The following is a 20,593-nucleotide window of genomic DNA, read 5'->3' on the forward strand; positions in this document are numbered from 1 at the left end:
TTTCTATCTTTCATTACATGATTACGCGCATCATCGACCGCAACTTCGCCAACATGCGACTGGACCGTTTTTTACGCAAGGCATTCCCCGACGAATCCCTGTCGGTTTTCTTCGCCGTCATCCGCAAAAAGAAGGTGCGCGTAAACGGAGTCGTCGGCAAGGCGAACCAGATGCTGCAGGAAGGTGATACCGTCTGCATCTACGAGAACTTCAAGAGCGTGGAAGGGGATAACAAGACGCACGCAGACACACTTGCCGCTTCGCGGCTGCGGTGTGACGAGGGCAACGCAGCGCAGGCGCAAGGTGACAGCAAACAAGCAACGCCCAGCAAATCCGGTTTCGCGAAAAACAAGTCCACCTGGGGCACAACAGACGAAAGACGAAAGACGAAAGACGAAAGAAGTTCCTGGGGCGCGAAGGATTTGGATATTGTCATCCAGACAGAAGACTACGTCATCGTGAACAAGCCCTCGGGACTTGCGAGCCAGCCTGGATCCGGTACGCGCCCGGGCGAGAGCCTCGTGGAATACCTGTGGGAATGGGGCCGCCGCGAAGGTCTCGACTTCAAGCCCACCATTGCGCACCGCCTGGACCAGGAGACATCGGGCATGCTAATTGCGGCCCTCCACGGCGACACGCTGCGCGACCTTACCCGCATGATTCGCGAACACGAGGTGGAAAAGTTCTACTTCGCGCTCGTGAAAGGCAACCTGAAAAAGGAAAAGGGCACGATTTCGGAATCGCTCACCCGCACCGATGCCGCAAAGGGCAGCAAGATGAAGGTCGGCGAAGCCGGCAAGGACGCGAAAGAGGCCGTAACGCACTACCGCGTCAAGCAACACTACGAAGGCTACGATCTCGTGAAAATCAAGCTCGAGACCGGACGCATGCACCAGATTCGCGCACACTTCGCAAGCATCGGGCACCCGCTCCTGGGCGATACCCGCTACGGCGATTTCGCGCTCAACCGTGAAGTGAAAAAGACGCTCGGGCTCCACAGGCTATTCCTGCACAGTTGCAGGCTCGAATTCGTATGGCAGGGCGAACGCAAGGTATTCGATTGCCCGCTCCCGAAGGAACTGCAAAGCGTTATAGACAAACTAAAGCCCATGCGTTTCAGGCACGATATTGTTGACCCGCGCGGGGCAAGGAAATAAGACAGCATAGGATTCAAGATAGCTCAGGAAACAAGATGCGCGCACTTATCCTCTCCGACATTCACGGTTCCGCCATCGCCGCAAGGCAGGCGCTTGCTTTTTTCGAGAAATTCAACTGCGACCGCATATTTTTGCTGGGCGATACGCTCTATCACGGACCGCGCAACCCGCTCCCGGCGGGTCACGGCCCGATGGGAGTCGTCGATGCACTCGCTCCGTACAAAGGATGCATTACCGCCGTGCGCGGGAACTGCGATGCGGATGTTGACCTGATGATGCTCGACATGCCCATCGAGGATGAATTTGCTGTCGTGAAGGATGCGGGTACGGAAGGCGCACCCGAAAAGACGCTGTTCCTGAGCCACGGGCACATCTTTATGCCAGAATGCTTCCCGGCAGATGCGCTCCGCACGCTCGCCCCAAGCGACCTGGAACTGAACGCATTGAACGTCGATGCGTATATTTACGGGCATACGCACATCTGGAAACTCGAGAAGAACTTCAAGGGCGTGCTTCTCGTGAATCCGGGTTCCACGAGCCTCCCCAAGGGCGGAAACCCGCCGACCTTCGCCCTCTACGAGAGCGCGACCGGCTCCTCTCCTGCCAAGTTCAGCATCCACAGGCTTGACGACGGCAGCGAACTCGCTACGGCAGAAATTTAGGTTCGAGATGGCCGCGCCCTTACGGGCTCGCCATGACATTTTCTTACACATTCCTATATTTAGGCCATGGTCTTAAACGTTATTTGGCTTATCTTCTTCTTTGGCGCGTTTATCGCGTGCATGGTGCAGTGGATCGCCTTCGGCGACACCCAAATCTTCAACAAGACTATCATGGGTGCATTCGACATGTCGAAAACAGCATTCGAAATCGCCCTCGGGCTCACGGGCATACTCAGCCTCTGGCTCGGCATCATGAAGATTGGCGAAAAGGCGGGAGCCGTACAGATTCTCGCAAAAATCGTCTCTCCCCTGTTCAGCAGGCTCTTCCCCGAAATCCCGAAGAACCACCCGGTGGTGGGCACGATGCTCATGAACGTAAGCGCGAACATGCTCGGGCTCGACAACGCGGCCACCCCGATGGGCCTGCAGGCGATGAAGCAGCTGCAGGAACTGAACCCCAACGAGGATAAGACCGTCGCAAGCAACTCGCAGATTATGTTCCTCGTGCTGAACGCGAGCGGACTTACGCTCATCCCGGTGAGTATCATGACGTACCGCGCCCAGATGGGGGCGGCAAACCCGAGCGACGTATTCCTTCCGATTCTCCTTTCTACGTTCTTCAGTACCATGGCGGGCATCTTCGCCCTCAGTTTTTTCCAAAAGGTAAAACTCAAGGACCCGGTAACAGTCGCATGGCTCGGCGGGCTTTCCGCCTGCGTCATCGCCATCATGTTCTACTTTAGCCACCTCACCGCCGAAGCCATCGGCACCACAAGCCTCTTCATCAGCGGCATCGTGCTGTTCGGCATCATCGTCGCGTTCCTCGGGCTCGCGGTGTACAAGAAGGTTCAGGCCTACGAAGCGTTTGTCGAAGGCGCGAAGGACGGTTTCCATACCGCAGTGATGATTATCCCGAACCTGGTCGCCATCCTCGTGGGTGTCGCCGTGTTCCGTGCAAGCGGTGCAATGGACTTACTCATGAACGGAATCTCGTGGGTTCTCGGGCTGTTCGGCATCGGGAACGACATCGTGCCCGCACTCCCCACCGCATTCATGAAGCCCCTTAGCGGGAGCGGTGCCCGCGGCATGATGATCGACGCCATGAAGGCGCTCGGTCCCGACAGTTTCGCCGGCCGTCTCAGCTGCATGTTCCAGGGAGCCGCCGACACCACGTTCTACATCATCGCGGTTTACTTCGGTTCTGTGGGCGTGAAGAAGACACGCCACGCCGTCACCTGCGCACTCATCGCCGACGCCGTGGGCGTGATCGCAGCAATCGCAATCGCGTACCTGTTCTTCCCGCCTACTTAATCTCGAGAGGAGGCGGCACACTCTCAGTATATTTTCTGAACCCGCGAGGAACAACACGCAAACGCCGATGATCGTCCGGCAAGAATGGCTCGGGTTTCTTAATCATCCGTATTAGCTTTTCCGCGATAGCCTCGCTCGCCGCGGCATGCGCTTTTCCGTTCCAGTGTGAATCAGTCCTCCAGAAAATCTCTTCCGGGACTCCGTTAAGATTCCTGCGGCGAATTTTGGAAAAATGGTCTTCCAGATTGACAAATTGAATGCCGTTTAGGAGGAATCTATCAAAAAAGCCGTCATATCGGATAATGAATCCATCAACCCATTGCGAATTCCTGTTCGGAGGCATCACGAACAGTAGGCGCGCGCCGAAAGTCCACGCCAGCGAATCGAGTTGCCGGAGGTTCTTCATGAGAGCCGCATTTTCCGGTGCAAAGTCCGGGCCAACACCAACCACGACGGAATCCGGAGAATAAAGGAGGTGGTCCGCAACCTTCGCCATTGCCGGCAGGGGTTGTATTGTGCCGTCATACGCCTTTATCATGGGACGACGCCAGACCTTCGCATCGGGATGCCTGTCCCTGTAGAGCGCATAACGCCAGGTATCGGTCAACTCACGGATTTCGGCCACCGGCGGGAACCTGCGCAGCTTGAAGTCGACCGTTCCCGGAGCCTCAAGGAAGGCTCGACGGCGGATGCGCTTGACTTTTGAGCCTAGGCCCTTGCCCTCGTTCCAGGGCGCCACGTCACCATAATCGAATACCGCATTCGCACCGAAGTTCACATACACGTTGCGTTCGACACATTCCACCACGATGACTTTCGGAGCGGGCTTCCCTTCCTTCGCGCGTGCAGCGGCGAGCGCAAAGAGCGATTTCGGGGAGCCCTGCAGGTCAATGTAATCCACCGCTGCAACCTTACCCACGCCCGCTTCAGTTAGTTTGTCCGAAACCGCCTCGGGCAGAGGCTTGTGGCCGAACTGCACGCGGCTGAAGCTATCCCCCAGCCACCACACGATTCCCGAATCAAGTGGTGCAGTATGCACGCTTTCGTCGGGATGATACGGCTTGTCGACAACTTCCTCGTACTGCTTGACGGAGGTGAGCCTGAAGAGGTCTCCCCTGCCGGTAAACCACTGCGGAAACGCCCCGCTAAAGAAAATCACGAGCAATGCAATGGAAAGCAGGCCGAGCCCGCGAACGCACCAGAGAGCGATTTTAGTCTTTGTATCCACCGTCGCCCCCTAGAACTGGAAGTAAATGAATCCCTGCCCGCTAAAGCGGCCGAGGAAAATGATTGCCAACAGATAGACAAGGTTCCAGGTCCAACGCCACGCACCGGGTTCATCACCCACGACAGCACCACGCGTACCTCCACGGGTAATAAGCGCCCGTGCGCCCCAAATCGAAAGCCCCACGGCGCAACTGACCAGCACGGCACGGGGCACGGCAACTCCGCCCCAAATTGCGCTGCGAAACGCATCCACCACATCGCCGAACGAACCAAAATTAAAGAGCGCCGCCATGTAGTTGACCCACGATGCGAAATCCGGCGCACGGAACAAAGTGAAGAACAGCACGACAAGCGCAAACGTCTTGATGCGACCGAGCCACGGGTGCTTTACCGGGAGCTTACGCCACGGGCGTTCCAGCACATACGCGACACCGTGACACACGCCCCATGCCACAAAAGTCCATGCAGCACCGTGCCAGAGTCCGCTCAAGAAAAACACGATAAGCACGTTCACTACCGCAAGCGGACGCCCCTTGCGCGAACCGCCGAGGCTAAAGTACACGTATTCGCGGAACCAGCTCGTGAGCGAAATGTGCCAGCGCTTCCAGAAGTCGTAGATGCTTGTCGCTAGCAGGGGCGCGTTGAAGTTTTCCATCAGGCGCACGCCAAAAATCCGCGCGATGCCGATAGCGATATCCGAGTAGCCCGAGAAGTCGAAGTATATCTGGAACGTGAAACACACGCCCGCAATAGCAAGGTCGAGCGGCGACATTTGCATGGCATACCCGGCAGCGACCTGGTTGAACACCGCATCCACGAATACGCCCAGGTGGTCCGCCAGCACGGCCTTCTTGAAGAACCCCTGCAATATGCGGAACATGCCCGCCTGCAAGTCTCCCAAATCGAAACGATGCTCGAGCGCAAGTTGCGGCATCAAGTGAGGAGCGCGCTCAATAGGGCCGGCCACTAGTTGCGGGAAGAACGTCACGTACAGCGCGTAGTTTGCAATGCTTTTGCATGCGGGAATCTTCCCGCGGTACACGTCAATCACGTAGCTCAGGCTCTGGAACGTGTAGAACGAAATCCCCATCGGGAGCAGCAGCTTGGGCAAGTCCAAGGGCTTCCCCATCCACGGAGCAACAACCGCGTTCCACGTTTCTTCGAAGAATCCCAGGTACTTGAACGCAAAAAGAAGCCCGAGGTCAAAGCACAATGAAACTACAAGCGCAATGCGCCGTTTAATATTCGCCTTAACATCCGCACCGGGCACGCCATCAACTGCACCATCTGCACTCCGGCCAAACCTTTCGATAAGGCGCGCCATCGTGTAGTCAACGCCAATAGTCGCAAGGATAAGCGCGAGGTACTCGGGTCGCCACACCGCATAAAAGTAGAGGCTCGCAACAAGAATCAATATACGGCGGAACTTGCCGCCCCAGGCATTTTCCCTGCCCACGGGAACCGCGTAGTAGAGCCCTACGACAGCGACCGCAAACAGGATGAAAAACCAGGAATGGAAAAGCACGCTACTTCAAGACTCCGGTCGCCTGCGCAATAAGCACGCCGATATAGCCCACGTAGGCAACGAGAAACACGGTGCCTTCGAGGCGGTTGATGCGGCCAATGCGCTTGCCATCCGCACCGACCCTGCTCTTGCGCACAGGAAGCCCGAACAGCAGGAGGAGGACCGTCAGCACGGCCATGACCGGCAGGTCACGACTCAGGATAGAAGCGCTGAAGGAATGCATCGGGGCAATCGTCGCAGCGATGCCTACCACCAGGAGCGTATTGAACAGGTTCGACCCGATAATATTGCCAATGGCGAGGTCATTCTCACCCTTGCGGGCAGCGGCAATGGAACTCGCGAGTTCCGGGAGCGACGTACCCACAGCGACAATCGTAAGGCCAATAAGCAGGTCACTCACGCCGAGAGCACGCGCGATTTCTACCGCCCCCCACACGAGCGCACGGGAACTTGCCACCAACAGGGCAAGCCCGAGCACAAGCCACAGGATAGACTTTCCGAGAGAAAGATTTTCGCCCTCGCCCGATTCCGATGCAACTGTTTCTTCCGCAGCGGCACCCTTTTTCTGGCGAAGCTCGCTCACGATATTGAAGGTCATCACGCCCGCAAAAACGAGCAGCACGACAATACCGTCGAGCCTGCTAATGGAGCCGTCCATCGCCTGGAGTATGGCAACAGCCGTAACGGCAATCAACACGGGCAGGTCTCGCACGAGTGCCTTCCGCACCACGATGACCGGCGAAATAATCGCTGTCACGCCGAGAATGAGGGCGATGTTTGCGATGTTGCTCCCGTAAGCGTTTCCAAGAGCAAGTTCAGGAGCATCCTGCATGGCAGAAATCGCCGAGACGACCATCTCCGGAGCGGAGGTGCCGAACCCGACAATAACCATACCGATAAGGAGCGTAGACATGCCACAAAACTTGGCGACACCCACCGCACCATCAACAAACTTGTCCGCACTCCATACCAGGACACCCAATCCCAGGACTACAGCGACAATCGGAAGAATCATAAACTATTAGAGGACGTAGAAGGAAATACCGAAGAGGAAGGTGTTCGAGGTGAGCTCGTTGATGCGCCAGCCGGGCACGCCGTCATAGGCATTGGAAATACCGCATTCGTAGCGGATATCGAACGAAAGGTAATTGTTCGCCTTGATGGAGAGACCGAGCAGGAGCGCGAAGTCCATGGAATTGCGGTAATCCAGGTCAATCATGTCGGCATTGCCGTTCACGGGAGTACCGTCAGCCTTCTCGTAGGAATACTTGAACGTATCCTGGACAGGCACGGAGACCTGCATACCAAAATCAAACGAGAAGCTCGAGTACATGGACTTGAGTATGAACAGGAGCGGGATAGTCACGCGGTCCATCTTGAACTTGACATGCGCTTCCTTGGAATAGTCGCTACCGTAAGAGTAGGAGGCGCTAGCCTCACTATGGTCGAACAAGGCGCCAATCTTGAAGCCCATCGTGTATTCGTTCAACGGCACCACGGCAAACAAGCCGGCCTTCCATGCAATACCGTCATAGGATTCCTCGAAATCCCAGTTGTTGTCGAAGAGAGTGTTCATGCCGGCGAAGCCCTGCACACCGAACGAGAACTTCATCGGGATGGGTTCAGCCTTGAGCCTATACACGCGGGTTTCGCGAACAGTAGTTTCGACCGGAGCGGTTGTCTGCGCACCATACACGGGCTGCGATTCGGCATCTACGCCGCGAACAGCCTTCGGAGCAGGCATGTCGCCTTCGTCGGCAACAGGAGCGGGCTGCGGTTCAGGCTGCGGGGCCGGAGCGGCAGTCTCTACAGGAGCCGTTTCGGTTGCCGAGCCTGTCGAGGCATCCTGGGCAGGAGCAGGTTCCTGGGCAACGGCCTGGGGCGCTTCGGGTGCAGTTTCCGCCGCAGGTTCCGTCGCAGCGGCGGGTTCCTGTGCCGGAGCGGCCGGGGCGGCCTCAGCAGGAGCCGCTTCCTGAACGGTGGCTGTTTCCGGTGCGGGTGCTGCAGCTTCCGCTACGGGAGCCGCTTCTTGTGCCATGGCAAAAGCTGTCAGAGCCAGAACAAAACCGAACGATTTCATTTTCGTGTTCATAATTACTCCATTTTGCATTATTTACTTTCTTTGTATCAAAATACAAAAGTTTTGCTATCTTTCCAAACATGAAGTTCAATATAATCGCCACAGAATCGCAAAAAGCGAACGCCTACGCCCTCTTTTTCGTAAAAAAATCAGTGCAGTTTTCCACTATCCTGTCGGAAAACGGTAAAAAGCAGGTCGAATCCGTTCTTAACGGCATGAAGGACGGTCCGTTCGAGGACCTCGAATTCCTTGAAATCGATGGCAAGCCGACGTTTTTCGTAGATGCGGCAAAGGAGCGCGGGCTTTCCGCACTCGACCACCTGCGCATGGCCGCCTACCGCCTGGCTGGCCGCGCCATGAAAAAGCAGGTTCCCAGCGTGAGCATCTTCCTCGCCGATGCGGCAGATGAGCAGTTCAAGGCGATTCTCCACGGGCTTAGCTACGCCGACTACAAGTTCGACGCCTACAAGAGCAAGCAAGAGAAGAACTTCCAGGTAACATACGAGATTGTCGCGGGCGAGCACGTCAAGGACTTCAAGAAGATTGCAGAAGATGTCGCTGTCGAGCAGAAGGCGGTAACGCTTGCAAGGAACCTCATCAACACCTGCGCCAGCGACCTCTACCCCGCTGAGTTTGTTCAAAATGCGAAGACCATCGCGAAATACACGCCGGGCCTCAGCATCAAGGTGCGCGACATGAAGCAACTCGAAAAGGAAGGCTTCATGGGCCACGTGACCGTCGGCAAGGGCAGTTCGCACGAACCGTACATGATTACGCTTTCGTACGACGGAACGAAGGGGGCCAAGCGCACCTCGAAGGACCACCTGGTGTTCGTGGGCAAGGGTCTCACGTTCGATACCGGCGGGCTCTGCCTCAAGCCGCCCAAATCCATGCCCGAAATGATTAGCGACATGAGCGGGGCGGCGACCGTACTTGCCGCCATACAGGCTATCGCCACGCTCAAGCTCCCGATTCACGTGAGCGCCGTGTGTTGCCTCGCCGAAAACGCAATCGGCAACAAGTCCGTGCTCCCAGGCGACATCTTCAAGGCCAAGAACGGCAAGACCGTGATGGTCGACAACACCGATGCCGAAGGCCGCCTGGTGCTTAGCGACGGGCTTGCTGAAGCAGGCGAAATCGGGGCAACGCACATCGTAGATCTCGCCACGCTCACCGGTGCCATGGTCCGCGCACTCGGGTATGCCATCGCGGGCTTCTTCAGCAACGACGACGATCTCGGCCTGAAGGTTATCAACTGCGGCGAAGCGTGCTGCGAAAAGTTCTGGAGCATGCCGCTCGAAGAAGAATACGCCGACGCGCTCAAGGACAAGTTTGCCGACCTCAAGAACACGGGAACCGACGCGGGCGCAATTTCCGCGGCACTGTTCCTGCAGGAATTCGTTCCCGAAAATACCGCGTGGGCGCATTGCGACATCGCGGGTACGGCTTTCGTCTCCAAGAAGTGGAAGTACACCGAATACGGCGCCACCGGTTTCGGCGTGCAGACGCTTATCGAACTTGCCCGCGAGATAGCAACCCCAATCGATGAGGCATAAAATGGCCTGTGCAAACTGCAAAATCCGTGCCCAGTACGACAAGAACCCCAAATCGCTCATCGGGCGGTTCTGGCGATTCCACATCAACTTCTGCCCCGGATGGAAGGCTTACCTGAAAAGCCTTTCCGAAGAAGAACGCGCCCAGCTCGCCGAGAAATACGGTCTGAAATAAGTCCGGATTGATAACGCATAAAACCGAGCAAACTATATATTAGCCCGAGCAGACTAAAGTGGCCGCAAGCCCTCATTTAGTCTGCTGGAAAATGTGTTTTGCGGGGGTAATTTTTCTCTTTGATTACCGTTGAGCAGACTATTTTGAATTAATCACTGCATTTGGTCTGCTAAAAATTACTTTATACGCAACGAAATCTGCTGTTTTTAGACTTTTGAGCAGACCATTTCAGATAATTTCGTAAATTTGGTCTGCTGGAAAGCAAATTACATACAACTAAAAGTGATTTTTTAGGCCCCCTGGGCAGACCAAGCGGGCAGCACGCATGCATTTGGTCTGCTAGAAGCGTTTACTTGCTTTGCAAATTCTGGAAATAGCACTGCGCAAAATGAGACTCGCCCACTTTCGGCGGGATTTCCTGTGAGCGGCACTTGGCCTGCAACTCGGCGGAAAGGCTCACACACTTTTCGCAGCGGTCCGCAAATCGGCAGCCCTTCACAAAGTCGCGCGCATGCGGTACGGAACCCGGGATGGAGCGCAGGTTGCGCATGTCACTGTGGTTTTCGGGGATGGCGGCCAATAGCCCCTGCGTGTACGGGTGCATCGGGTTATCAATCACGTCGCGCACGGGCCCGCATTCTACGATGCGGCCGGCGTACATCACCGCCACGCGGTCCGCGTATTGCGAGACAATGCCCATGTTGTGGGTAATCAGCAGGACCGCGGTGCCCGTGCGATTCGCCATATCTTTCAAGACCGCAAGGACCTGCGCCTGCACCGTCACGTCGAGTGCCGTAGTCGGTTCGTCAGCAATAATGAGCTTGGGTTTCGGGAGCAACGCCATCACGATACATACGCGCTGGAGCATGCCACCCGATAGTTCATGCGGGTAGGCGTTCAGCACGCGGTCGGGGTCGTTAAAGCCCGCGAGAGTCAGCATCTCGCGGATTGCTGCCAGCGGGTCGGCGGCGCCATCCTTGCCCGCAGTTTTCGCGCCGCTTAAAGAGCCGTCCTTACCCGCGGAAACTGCGCCGCCCTTACCCGCGCCGTTTAAAGCCTTGCCGGTAGGCGCAGCAGGCGACCGATAGGGTCCACCGCAGAACTTGAACACTTCCAGCAACTGCTTCTTGATGGTCACGACCGGGTTCAGGGCCTGCATCGGCTCCTGGAATATGCACGCAATCTCGGACCCGCGGATTTTCTGCAGTTCAGGGAGCGGGAGCTTCGCCAAATCAATCGGCGCGCAGTCTTTTTCCACAAGGCAATCCTCAGCGCCAGCCTTGCCTGCATCTAAATCGCCCGCGGCATCGCGTCCCGCATGGAACAGCACCGAGCCCTCGACAATCTGCGCGCCCGGCCACGGGAGCAGCCGCAGGATTCCCATCGCGGTCACGCTCTTGCCGCAGCCCGACTCGCCCACCAGCGCAAAGAACTCGCCCGCGTTGATTTCGAACGAGACACGGTCCGTCACTTGCAACGGCTTGCGGCCTTCCACCGGCAAGCCTTTCTTATTGAACCCGAAGGCCACCGAGAGGCCGCGCACCTGCAGAACCGGAGAAGTATTAGACATATCTGTCTCCCGATTTTGGATCCATGGCATCCCGAACGCCCTCGCCCACGAACGTGGTCAAAAGCAGCGTCACAAAGAGGGCGGCGACCGTGCTCACCGAAATCCACGGCGCATAAAGGTTGTTGAGTCCCTGGCTCATGAGTTCGCCCCAGCTGGGTGTGGGCGGCTGCAGGCCGAATCCCAGAAAATCGAGCGAAGTAAGGCTCCCGATACCGCCAATCAGCGTGAACGGGAACAGTGTCACCACGGGCGTCATCGCATTCGGCAAAATTTCCTTGAAGAAGATATGCCTGTGCCCCATGCCCAGAACCTTCGCCGACTGCACGTACGTCATGCCGCGAAGCTTGAGGAACTCCGCACGCATATAGTAGCTGAGCGAAATCCAGTTGAACGCCGCCATAATCAAGATGAGCAGCCAGAAACTGCGCCCGTAGATGCTTCCAATCAAAATCACCACGTAGAGCATCGGGAGCGACGACCAAATTTCAATCATGCGCTGCATGCCGATATCCCAGAACTTGCCGAGGTAGCCCTGGATACCGCCGATGACAATCCCGAGGAAAGTCCCGAGCACCGTCAAGAGCAGGCTAAAACTGATACAAATCCTAAACCCGTGAATCAGGCGCGCCAAAACGTCGCGGCCGTTGCTATCCGTCCCGAGCCAATGCCTTGCACTCGGCGCAAACGGAGGCGCACCATCCTCGCTCAAGTCCGCCTTCAAAGGATCATGCGCAATCGGGGGCATAATGGCCCAAACCTCGGGGCATCCGCCCGCGCGGGTAAAGCCCTCGGCAGCATCTTCCTCGCATTCGCGAACCGCCTCGAAAAGCTTGCCATAGTCGGCTTCCGTCTGGTATTCCCCGCCAAAATCCGCATCGCTGTACCGCACGAACGCCGGGAAATACGTCTTGCCCTCGTAACGCAGCACGAGCGGTTCGTCGTTCACCGTCCACGGGCTCGTGAGAGAAAGCAGGTACGCCACCACGAGCACCACCAGCGACCAGAACGCACGCTTGTTCTTGCGGAAGCGCTTCAGGCGGTTCAAGGTCTCTGTCGAAAGGCGAAATTTCATCGGAAGGCAATATAGAAAAAACTCCCTGCAACAGAAAAATTTATTACTTTAGTTCCATGCGCAAAGGAATAAACACCTTAAAATGCCTGGTCACGGCAGCCTTCGTCGCCCTATGCGGGTGTAGCGACCCCAATGAGCTGAAAACTGCGAGCAAAGACTTTATCCCCTCCCAAAACCTACTCCTGGAAGACTATATCGCCGCGGCGGATTCCATGGCCTTTTTCTCATGCACCGAAAGCACACCCCTGCTCGATGAGCAGGCATCCACGCCCCTCGCCTTCGCAGTGTACCAAACCCGACTAAAGAGGGACTTCGACGACTTGACGAAAGCCTTAGAATACAAGGAAACAAAACGTGCAAAAGGTGGCGGCAAATACTTTGACAGGCAATGGACCGCCTACTACGTAGAACTCTATAGGCAAGGCAAGCCCATCGATTCCACTCATATCTATGCAACCCATAAAACACAGGGATTCAGAAAAAACGGGTATATCTACTATTTCGCCGACAACGCCAAGGTTGCAGAATTCTTCGAGTCCCGCAATATCAAGAAAATGCCCTGGGGGTGCTGGCCCGACAAGCGCGGAAACCCGCTAAAGGTTTTTAAGCGCGCGAAGCGCAAGGAGCCAATTCCAGTACTACAGCCAAAACAACCAAAGATTTCCGATTACCGGGGCTACAAACGTTAAAATTTATTTACACCTTTTCCGGCAGTACTTTACATTCTCCGACAACACTGTTTCACCACCCCCACAGATTCCCCGTTTAACGCAATTTTTCAAAAAAAATCCGTTCATTTCCCCTCAATCTTTATATTTTTTCCATTGGATTTTTGCGCCACGGGTGTGCGCCACATGCCCGAGGTGTATATGATCAGATTTTTTCGAAAAAACCTAAAAATTGGAGACACACATGGCAAAAAAGATGATTGCGTGTGACGGTAACGAGGCCACCGCTAACGTAGCGTTTGCTGTTAGCGAAGTTGCGGCTATTTACCCGATTACACCGTCTAGTCCTATGGCTGAGCACGCCGACAACTGGAGTGCTGCAGGCAAGAAGAATATCTGGGGTCAGATTCCCCGCGTTTTTGAAATGCAGTCCGAAGGTGGCGCTGCCGGTACCGTTCACGGAGCGCTCCAGGCCGGTGCTTTGACCACGACCTTCACCGCTTCCCAGGGTCTTCTCTTGATGATCCCGAACATGTACAAGATTGCGGGCGAACTGACCCCCACGGTCTTCCATGTGACTGCCCGTGCCCTTGCCATGCAGGGCCTTTCTATTTTCGGTGACCATTCCGACGTGATGGCCTGCCGCCAGACCGGCTTTGCCATGCTCGCCTCCAGCTGCGTGCAGGAATGCCAGGACCTCGCTCTCGTGGCCCACGCTTCCACTCTCGAAAGCCGCGTTCCGTTTATGCACTTCTTCGACGGTTTCCGCACCTCCCACGAAGTGATGAAGATCGAAGCTCTCGAAGACGGCGTTATCCGTAACGTCATCGACGAAAAGTACGTGAAGGCTTGCCGGCAGCGCTGCCTCACTCCGGACCGCCCGACCATGCGCGGTACCGCCCAGAACCCGGACGTCTACTTCCAGGGCCGCGAAACGGTGAACCCGTTCTACGCCAAGGTTCCGGAAATTGTCCAGAAGTACATGGACAAGGTCGCAAGCTACACTGGCCGTCAGTACCACATCGTGGATTACGTCGGTGCACCCGACGCTGACCGCGTAATCATTTCTATGGGTTCTTCGACCTGCACCATCGGTGACACCGTCAAGTACCTCAATTCCAAGGGCGAAAAGGTCGGTCTCGTGAACATCCGCCTGTACCGTCCGTTCCCGATGGAAGCCGTGGTTGCTGCCCTCCCGAAGACTGTCAAGAAGATTGCCGTCCTCGACCGCTGCAAGGAACCGGGTTCCGCTGGCGAACCGCTCTTCCAGGACGCCCTGACCGCAATCTCCGAAGCCGTGATGGCTGGCAAGATGGCTATGCCGAAGATGATCGGCGGCCGCTACGGTCTCTCTTCCAAGGAATTCACGCCGGCCATGGTCAAGGCCATCTTCGACGAACTCGCCAAGGCCGACCCGAAGGCACGCTTCACCGTCGGTATCAACGACGACGTCTGCCACACGAGCCTCACCATCGACCCGAACTTCAAGCTGGAAAGCGACTTCTTCCAGGCCATGTTCTTCGGTCTGGGTTCCGACGGTACCGTGGGTGCCAACAAGAACTCCATCAAGATTATCGGTAACGAAACCGACAACTACGCACAGGGCTACTTCGTTTACGACTCCAAGAAGTCCGGCTCCATGACCACCTCTCACCTCCGCTTTGGTAAGAGCATCATCGACGCCCCGTACCTGATTGGCGAAAACGAAGCCGACTTCGTGGCATGCCACCACACTCCGCACCTGGAATCCGTGAACATGCTGAAGTACGCGAAGGATGGCGCAACCTTCCTCGTGAATACTCCGCACTCCGCCGACACCGTGTGGGATACCTTCCCGCGTCCGGTGCAGGAAGCCATCATCAAGAAGCACCTCAAGGTGTACGTGATCGATGCTTACGCCGTTGCCGCAAAGACCGGCATGGGCCGCCGCATCAACACCGTGATGCAGACCTGCTTCTTCTCCAAGCTCGGTAACGTGCTCGATGCCGAAACCGCCATCAAGTACATCAAGAAGTACGCCGAAAAGACTTACGCCAAGAAGGGCCAGGAAGTGGTCCAGAAGAACTGGGACGCTATCGACGCCTCTCTTGCTAACCTGTTCGAAGTCAAGGTTCCTGCTACTGTCACCAGCACCAAGGAATTCCGCGCTCCGATCCACGGCAACGCTCCGAAGTTCGTGAACGAAGTCACCGCAGAAATCATCAAGGGCAACGGCGAACTCCTCCCCGTTTCCAAGATGCCTTGCGACGGCGTGTTCCCGACCGGTACCACCAAGTACGAAAAGCGCGACCTCGCCCTCAACATCCCGTCCTGGAATCCGGACGCTTGCGTGCAGTGCGGCAAGTGCGCCATGGTCTGCCCGCATGCAGCCATCCGCGTGAAGGTCGTTGACGAATCCGCCGTGAAGAACGCTCCGGAAGGCTTCAAGTACACCCCGGCCAAGGGCTTCAAGCTCGAAGGTTCCGACAAGCCGGTGTTCGCGATTTCCGTGTCCAGCTACGACTGTACGGGTTGCGGCGTCTGTACGCAGGCCTGTATCGGTAAGGACAAGACCGACGAAACCAAGAAGGCCATCAACATGGTGCCGCAGGAACCCATCAAGGTCCAGGAAGGCAAGTGCTGGGACTTCTTCGTCGATCTCCCGGAATTCGACCGCACCAAGATCAACAAGAACCTCGTCAAGCAGGCCATGCTCCTCGAACCGCTGTTCGAATTCTCTGGCTCCTGCGCAGGCTGCGGCGAAACCGCTTACGTGCGTCTCGTTTCTCAGCTCTTCGGTGACCGCATGGTTGTCGCCAACGCTACGGGTTGCTCCTCCATTTACGGCGGTAACCTCCCGACCACTCCGTGGGCAAAGAACAAGGAAGGCCGTGGCCCCGCTTGGGCAAACAGCCTGTTCGAAGACAACGCCGAATTCGGTCTCGGTATGCGCCTCGCTATCACGAAGCATGCCAAGCAGGCTCTGAGCCTCCTCGAAGCCGTGAACGTTCCTGCCGAACTCAAGGAAAAGCTCACGACCCAGAAGCAGGACGACGAAGCCGGCATCAAGGCCCAGCGTGAAAACGTCGCCGCCCTGAAGGCAGCCCTCGCCGGTGCAACCGACGAAGCTTCTGTAAGCCTCCGCGACGAATTCGCCGACTACCTCGTGAAGAAGTCCGTGTGGATCTTCGGTGGTGACGGTTGGGCATACGACATCGGCTACGGTGGTCTCGACCACGTGATGGCAACCGGTGAAAACGTGAACATCTGCGTCCTCGATACCGAAGTGTACTCCAACACCGGTGGACAGGCTTCCAAGGCCACGAACCGTGGCGCCGTCGCCCTCTTCGCTGCCGCTGGTAAGCGCGCCGGCAAGAAGGACCTCGGCCTCATCGCCATGAGCTACAAGAACGTTTACGTCGGTCGCATTGCTCTCGGCGCAAACGACGCTCAGGCCCTGAAGGTTCTTCAGGAAGCGGAAGCACACAATGGTCCGTCGCTGATCATCTGCTACTGCCCCTGCATCAACCACGGTTTCGATCTCAACAGCCAGCTCAATCACCAGAAGATGGCGGTGGATTCCGGCTACTGGACTCTGCTCCGTTACAACCCGGCTCTCGCCGCCGAAGGAAAGGCTCCGCTTATCCTCGACTCCAAGAAGCCGACGATCCCGGTTGCAGAATACATCTACACCGAAAACCGCTACAAGCAGCTCACCCGTAACAATCCGGAAGTGGCCAAGAAGCTCGCCGACGACCTCCAGAAGGAAGTTGACGCCCGCTACGCATTCTATGACGCCATGTCTAAAGATACGGAAGGGCTGATCAGCCTGTAATCGGTTGACGATTGATTAAAACGCCCCGTCACGATGAGTGGCGGGGTGTTTTGTTATTTACTCACGGAAGCATCTTCTAACGAAAAAAATCCGGAAGTGCGCGTGCACCTCCGGACTTTGCATTGTTCTATGAATAAGTTCGGCGCAATATTACAGTATTAGACCTGGGCGGTAATGTTGAACGCTTCGGGATAGGCCTTCGCGGCACATGCATCGCAGAGCACGCGCATGCGGGTCTCGGCGAGCGTGTTCACGCGCACCTGGTCGCCGCAGTGGGCACAGCGGGTAATGAACACCACGGAGCGGTTCTCGGCAACAGGTGCAGCCGCCTGTGCAATCTCGGGTTCGCCGAGCCTGCAGATGGTATTGCGGAAGGTAATCTTGCCTTCGGCATCCTGCACGATTTCGCGGGTAAGGCAGCACTTGAAACTGCGCCCCTTGCGGTTACGCATGCGGAACACGAACTTGTTCTGCGAAAGGTCGCTGCAGTTGCTGAACAGTTCCCAATCCCTGGGGTAACGGTAGCAGTCGGTAATGTAATGCCAGGTCACCTCGGATTCGTTGAACCCGAACATGCGGCAGAACCGCTTGTTGCCCGACAGGATACGGCCGCTCTGATTGACTTCAAAGCAAGCGATGTCAAGAGAATTTTCGTTTTCGGTCATATTGCGCCTCCCTTGATATAGTTAGCGTAAGTACTAAACATTGTCCCCTCCCTTCTTCAAGTCCTTCGTAAGCGGGAAGAGTTGCACATTCAAGCGGTAAATGCGGTTCTCGTTCGTATCCTGCATGGCAATCGCAGTAATGCGGCGGCGGAAATCCGCAATTTCCTTTATAATGCGCTGGTACGCTTCTTCGGAAACACCGAAGGTCATACCCGAAACGTTACGTTCGTCCACCGGCACCTCATCGAGCGAGCGGATAGCAAGTTCGCCCATCTGGCGGTGCATCTCGCGGACGGAAAGGCTTGTGAACTCGAGATTACCGGTCGTAATCGCCTTGGACGCCTGCTCGTACTTGCCATCGGCAGTCTTGTTCAGGAGCCCGACCTTCTGGAGCAGCTGCAGGGCCTTCTTGACTTCTGCCGCCTGCGCACCGAAGGTAAGTTTGTCCGCCATCTGCGCGGGTGTCGAGTCCGAGACATACGGAGCCATTTCACGAAGCACCGGGTTCACCCAGGATTCGTAGTAGTCGTACTGGTCCTCGCCCACGAGCGTAATCTCGTTTTCCTTTGTGATGGCACGGAGTTCCTTGAAAATTTCGCGCTTCTTTGCGGCGTCCTTTTCTTGGTTGAAACGTACCAGGGTGCGGAAATACTGGAGGTCCACACCCACGAGACCCATGGCCTCAGCGACGCGTTCCATCCCTGCGTCGCTGAGGTTTGCGGTCCCATCACACACCAACTTCAAGAATACCGGCGAGGAATACCCGGCCTCCCTGGCGAACTCTCGCCAGGGAAACCCGGACCGCACTTTGCGTTCCGTATAGAAGTCGCGTATAAAAACGCGAAAATTCTGGTATTCCGTCACGGGTTTCATACAACAAAGAATATAATCATTTTTAGAGCGGAATGCAACTATTTTATGATACAATAGTGCCTAAATTTGTTTAAAATCACACTTTAAACAGCCTTTTTTGACATTTTGTTCCATTTTTTATGATACAAGCGTGTTAAAAAACGTTGACATTCCACACTATGTAAAAATGAAAATGGAATATCGCGTGATTTTTCTCGTTCAAAAACGCACGAACGGCGGACCACCGCCCGCCGTCATGATACATATATAGGTTCGTTTAAATAGTTGCTTTAAAACCGCGCGATCAGTCGCCTATCCTGCGACATCCTTCACGACCATGATGCCGCCCTTCTCGATCTTGGGGTAGCTGCGCATGCCCTCGCCGCCGCGCCCGCGGTCAAGGACCTCTTCGAGTTCGCCCTTCGCGTTGTAGAGGTGCAGTTCCCACGGACCATTCGGGGCATTGAAGTAGCCGGAGTTCTTCTGCACGTTGCGCTGGAAGGTGCGGTTGAGGCGGTCCGCGATACTGCGGGCCTGCACCAGGCTGATATCGGCAAGCGACCACGATATGGGAACGCCGCCCATGTCAAAAATCAGGAGCGCCTCGGGGTCGGTATCCTCCTTCATGGTGAACTTCCAGCTGAAGTTCTGCCAGCTGGTACTCAGGTCGAGGATACGCCCGTTCGCGTACGGAGTGTACTGCTCGGCGTCGCGCTTGATGTTCACGTTCAGCGTGCGGGGCTTGTCGGCCTTCGCGCGCATGCTGAAGATGTAGGTCACGCCGTTGCGGAGGGTCAAGTGCTGCTTGAACTGCAGGCCCCAGGTTTCCTTGCCCGCCTGCTTGATATTGAAGTGGAGCACGCCGTCCTTGACGGTCACTTCTGCCTTGCCGCCCCAGAAGTCGGTCGTCCAGCCGTCGAGTGCGTTCTCCGCAGAAAAGTCGCCATTCTCGATGATGTTCGCGCCGCCACCGAGCGACCCGGTGGTAAAGTCCTTGTTCTGGATGAATGTCGGGATAACGCTCGTGTTCTGGATACCCAGCGGGCTATCCACCGCAACTTCCTTGCCCCAGCCCACCAGCGTGTTGTACGAGCCATGCTCCGTCATGTCCATCTCGGGACTGTCGGAGTTGCCCGGGCCCCAGCTCCAGCAGAGCCACCCGATGTTCAGGCGCTCGCATTCGCCCATGATGTGCCTGTACGGGATTTCGCGTGCACCCGCGACCGCCATCGGGGCAAACTCGCCCACCACTAGCGGGAGCTTGATTTCCACCGACTTCTCGAGGCAGGCGGTAACGCGTTCCTGCACGGTCGCAAACCCGGTCGTCTTCGCGTCGTGGCGTTCGCTCGGCCACCACATGTGGATGGAGAACAGCAGGTTGTGCTCGGGGTCGGCATGCAGCAGGCGCGGGCCCACCGCAAGGATGTTCTTTTCACTCTGGCCCCAGTTGTCGGCGTCTATCATGATGGGCACGCGGATTCCCACCGCGCGCATCTTGGTCACTATCATGTTGTACATGCCGAAGAACTCGTCCGGGGCAATCTCCTGCGCGCCCGGCTCGTTGCCCACGTTCAGGATAAGGTATTCCTGGTGATTCGTAATCATCTGGAGCGTCTCTTCGCGCAGCCAGAAGTCAAGCACCTCGGGCAGGCGCTCCCAGTTGCCCGTCGTGTCGTGCATTTCCACAATCGGGATCATGCCGTTCGAGATGCTCTGCGCCACGATGGAATCAAGGTCGCTCACGCGCCCGCGCATGTTCCACACGATGCGCACGCAGTTCGCGCCGGTCTTCGCGATTTCGGGAATGGTCTTGCCTTCGCGGTCAGTCCAAATGAACATGTGGTTTATGCCACGCAGAACGACCTTCTCGTTGACCTTGCTGTAAAGGAAGCGGTCCTGAACAAAAAAACCGGGCTTCGCGCTTGCAAAATTCATCATAATCTCCGAAATCTTGTTTTTCAAGTACAAATATATATAAATGGGTCGCAGGGGGAACTGCAATTTTTAGACAAAAAAGGCGGGCGCCGCGGAATAAAGAGAATGAAGCGCAGGATTCAAGCGGAATACCGCAAAAAAGCCTGCGGAAAAAGTAGGCAAATTGCCGAAATGTGCGAAATTGGGTACCAAAAGGGCCTTTTTGAGGGTGTTTGGTACCCATTTTGTTAACTTGTTCAAAGCTTTTTGGGTGCCGCGCCCGCAACAGTGGGGATAAAAAAGCCTTTTCCGAGGGAATTAATCCCCAAAATCAGCAGAAAAGCGAGC

The 20,593-nt window shown here is 56.2% G+C and carries 16 protein-coding genes; 7 read left to right on the forward strand and 9 right to left on the reverse strand.

Annotated features, from left to right (window positions below; translation table 11 throughout):
• Positions 1 to 17: 17 nt before the first annotated feature.
• The 3 genes from CRO08_RS11815 to CRO08_RS11825 all read left to right on the forward strand — a co-directional run bounded on the left by CRO08_RS11815 (position 18) and on the right by CRO08_RS11825 (position 3,130).
• Complete coding sequence (locus CRO08_RS11815) at positions 18 to 1,157, forward strand: RluA family pseudouridine synthase (RefSeq protein ID WP_097036365.1); 1,140 nt, start codon at positions 18 to 20, stop codon at positions 1,155 to 1,157.
• 35 nt (positions 1,158 to 1,192) lie between these two features.
• The gene (gene yfcE / locus CRO08_RS11820; RefSeq protein WP_097036366.1) at positions 1,193 to 1,819 is read left to right on the forward strand and encodes a phosphodiesterase; all 627 of its coding nucleotides are present in this window, start codon (positions 1,193 to 1,195) and stop codon (positions 1,817 to 1,819) included.
• Positions 1,820 to 1,885: 66 nt separating this feature from the next.
• Positions 1,886 to 3,130, forward strand: a complete 1,245-nt coding sequence (locus CRO08_RS11825) for a nucleoside recognition domain-containing protein (RefSeq protein WP_097036367.1) — start codon at positions 1,886 to 1,888, stop codon at positions 3,128 to 3,130.
• On the opposite strand, the gene CRO08_RS11830 is transcribed toward CRO08_RS11825, so the two are convergent.
• The 4 genes from CRO08_RS11830 to CRO08_RS11845 are packed head-to-tail and all read right to left on the reverse strand — an operon-like array spanning position 3,123 to position 7,974.
• On the reverse strand, positions 3,123 to 4,358 hold the full coding sequence (locus CRO08_RS11830) for a hypothetical protein (protein WP_097036368.1): 1,236 nt from the start codon (positions 4,356 to 4,358) through the stop codon (positions 3,123 to 3,125). The genes CRO08_RS11825 and CRO08_RS11830 overlap by 8 nt on opposite strands.
• A gap of 9 nt (positions 4,359 to 4,367) precedes the next feature.
• A complete protein-coding gene (locus tag CRO08_RS11835) occupies positions 4,368 to 5,882 on the reverse strand; it encodes an MBOAT family protein (protein ID WP_097036369.1) in 1,515 nt (504 codons plus the stop codon).
• Between the two features lies 1 nt (position 5,883).
• Positions 5,884 to 6,897, reverse strand: a complete 1,014-nt coding sequence (locus CRO08_RS11840; protein WP_097036370.1) for a calcium/sodium antiporter — start codon at positions 6,895 to 6,897, stop codon at positions 5,884 to 5,886.
• Positions 6,898 to 6,903: 6 nt separating this feature from the next.
• Positions 6,904 to 7,974, reverse strand: a complete 1,071-nt coding sequence (locus tag CRO08_RS11845; RefSeq protein ID WP_141398357.1) for a porin family protein — start codon at positions 7,972 to 7,974, stop codon at positions 6,904 to 6,906.
• A 68-nt stretch (positions 7,975 to 8,042) separates the two neighbouring features.
• Between CRO08_RS11845 and CRO08_RS11850 the strand changes: the two genes are divergently transcribed.
• Together CRO08_RS11850 and CRO08_RS17040 are read left to right on the forward strand one after the other, a co-directional pair.
• Complete coding sequence (locus tag CRO08_RS11850; RefSeq protein WP_097036372.1) at positions 8,043 to 9,518, forward strand: M17 family metallopeptidase; 1,476 nt, start codon at positions 8,043 to 8,045, stop codon at positions 9,516 to 9,518.
• Position 9,519: 1 nt separating this feature from the next.
• Complete coding sequence (locus CRO08_RS17040) at positions 9,520 to 9,690, forward strand: hypothetical protein (protein ID WP_175547249.1); 171 nt, start codon at positions 9,520 to 9,522, stop codon at positions 9,688 to 9,690.
• 349 nt (positions 9,691 to 10,039) lie between these two features.
• Here the strand turns inward: CRO08_RS17040 and CRO08_RS11855 are convergent, their stop codons facing one another.
• On the reverse strand, positions 10,040 to 11,260 hold the full coding sequence (locus CRO08_RS11855) for an ABC transporter ATP-binding protein (protein WP_255252348.1): 1,221 nt from the start codon (positions 11,258 to 11,260) through the stop codon (positions 10,040 to 10,042).
• Positions 11,253 to 12,332 carry an ABC transporter permease gene (locus CRO08_RS11860; protein WP_097036374.1) on the reverse strand — a complete coding sequence of 360 codons (1,080 nt, stop codon included), beginning with the start codon at positions 12,330 to 12,332 and terminating at the stop codon, positions 11,253 to 11,255. Before CRO08_RS11860 ends, CRO08_RS11855 begins: the two co-directional genes overlap by 8 nt.
• 56 nt (positions 12,333 to 12,388) lie before the next feature.
• Between CRO08_RS11860 and CRO08_RS11865 the strand changes: the two genes are divergently transcribed.
• Together CRO08_RS11865 and nifJ are read left to right on the forward strand one after the other, a co-directional pair.
• The gene (locus CRO08_RS11865) at positions 12,389 to 13,021 is read left to right on the forward strand and encodes a hypothetical protein (protein WP_097036375.1); all 633 of its coding nucleotides are present in this window, start codon (positions 12,389 to 12,391) and stop codon (positions 13,019 to 13,021) included.
• 223 nt (positions 13,022 to 13,244) lie between these two features.
• The gene (gene nifJ, locus CRO08_RS11870) at positions 13,245 to 16,814 is read left to right on the forward strand and encodes a pyruvate:ferredoxin (flavodoxin) oxidoreductase (RefSeq protein WP_097036376.1); all 3,570 of its coding nucleotides are present in this window, start codon (positions 13,245 to 13,247) and stop codon (positions 16,812 to 16,814) included.
• A 158-nt stretch (positions 16,815 to 16,972) separates the two neighbouring features.
• On the opposite strand, the gene CRO08_RS11875 is transcribed toward nifJ, so the two are convergent.
• The 3 genes from CRO08_RS11875 to CRO08_RS11885 form a co-directional block, all read right to left on the reverse strand.
• Positions 16,973 to 17,479: a PAS domain-containing protein gene (locus CRO08_RS11875; RefSeq protein ID WP_072810333.1), complete on the reverse strand. Its 507-nt coding sequence runs from the start codon at positions 17,477 to 17,479 to the stop codon at positions 16,973 to 16,975.
• 33 nt (positions 17,480 to 17,512) lie between these two features.
• A complete protein-coding gene (locus CRO08_RS11880; RefSeq protein WP_097036377.1) occupies positions 17,513 to 18,352 on the reverse strand; it encodes a TIGR02147 family protein in 840 nt (279 codons plus the stop codon).
• Between the two features lie 291 nt (positions 18,353 to 18,643).
• Positions 18,644 to 20,269, reverse strand: a complete 1,626-nt coding sequence (locus tag CRO08_RS11885) for a cellulase family glycosylhydrolase (protein WP_255252349.1) — start codon at positions 20,267 to 20,269, stop codon at positions 18,644 to 18,646.
• Positions 20,270 to 20,593: the final 324 nt, after the last annotated feature.

Origin of the sequence: Fibrobacter sp. UWT3 (assembly GCF_900230125.1) — a bacterium.
Lineage (GTDB): Bacteria > Fibrobacterota > Fibrobacteria > Fibrobacterales > Fibrobacteraceae > Fibrobacter.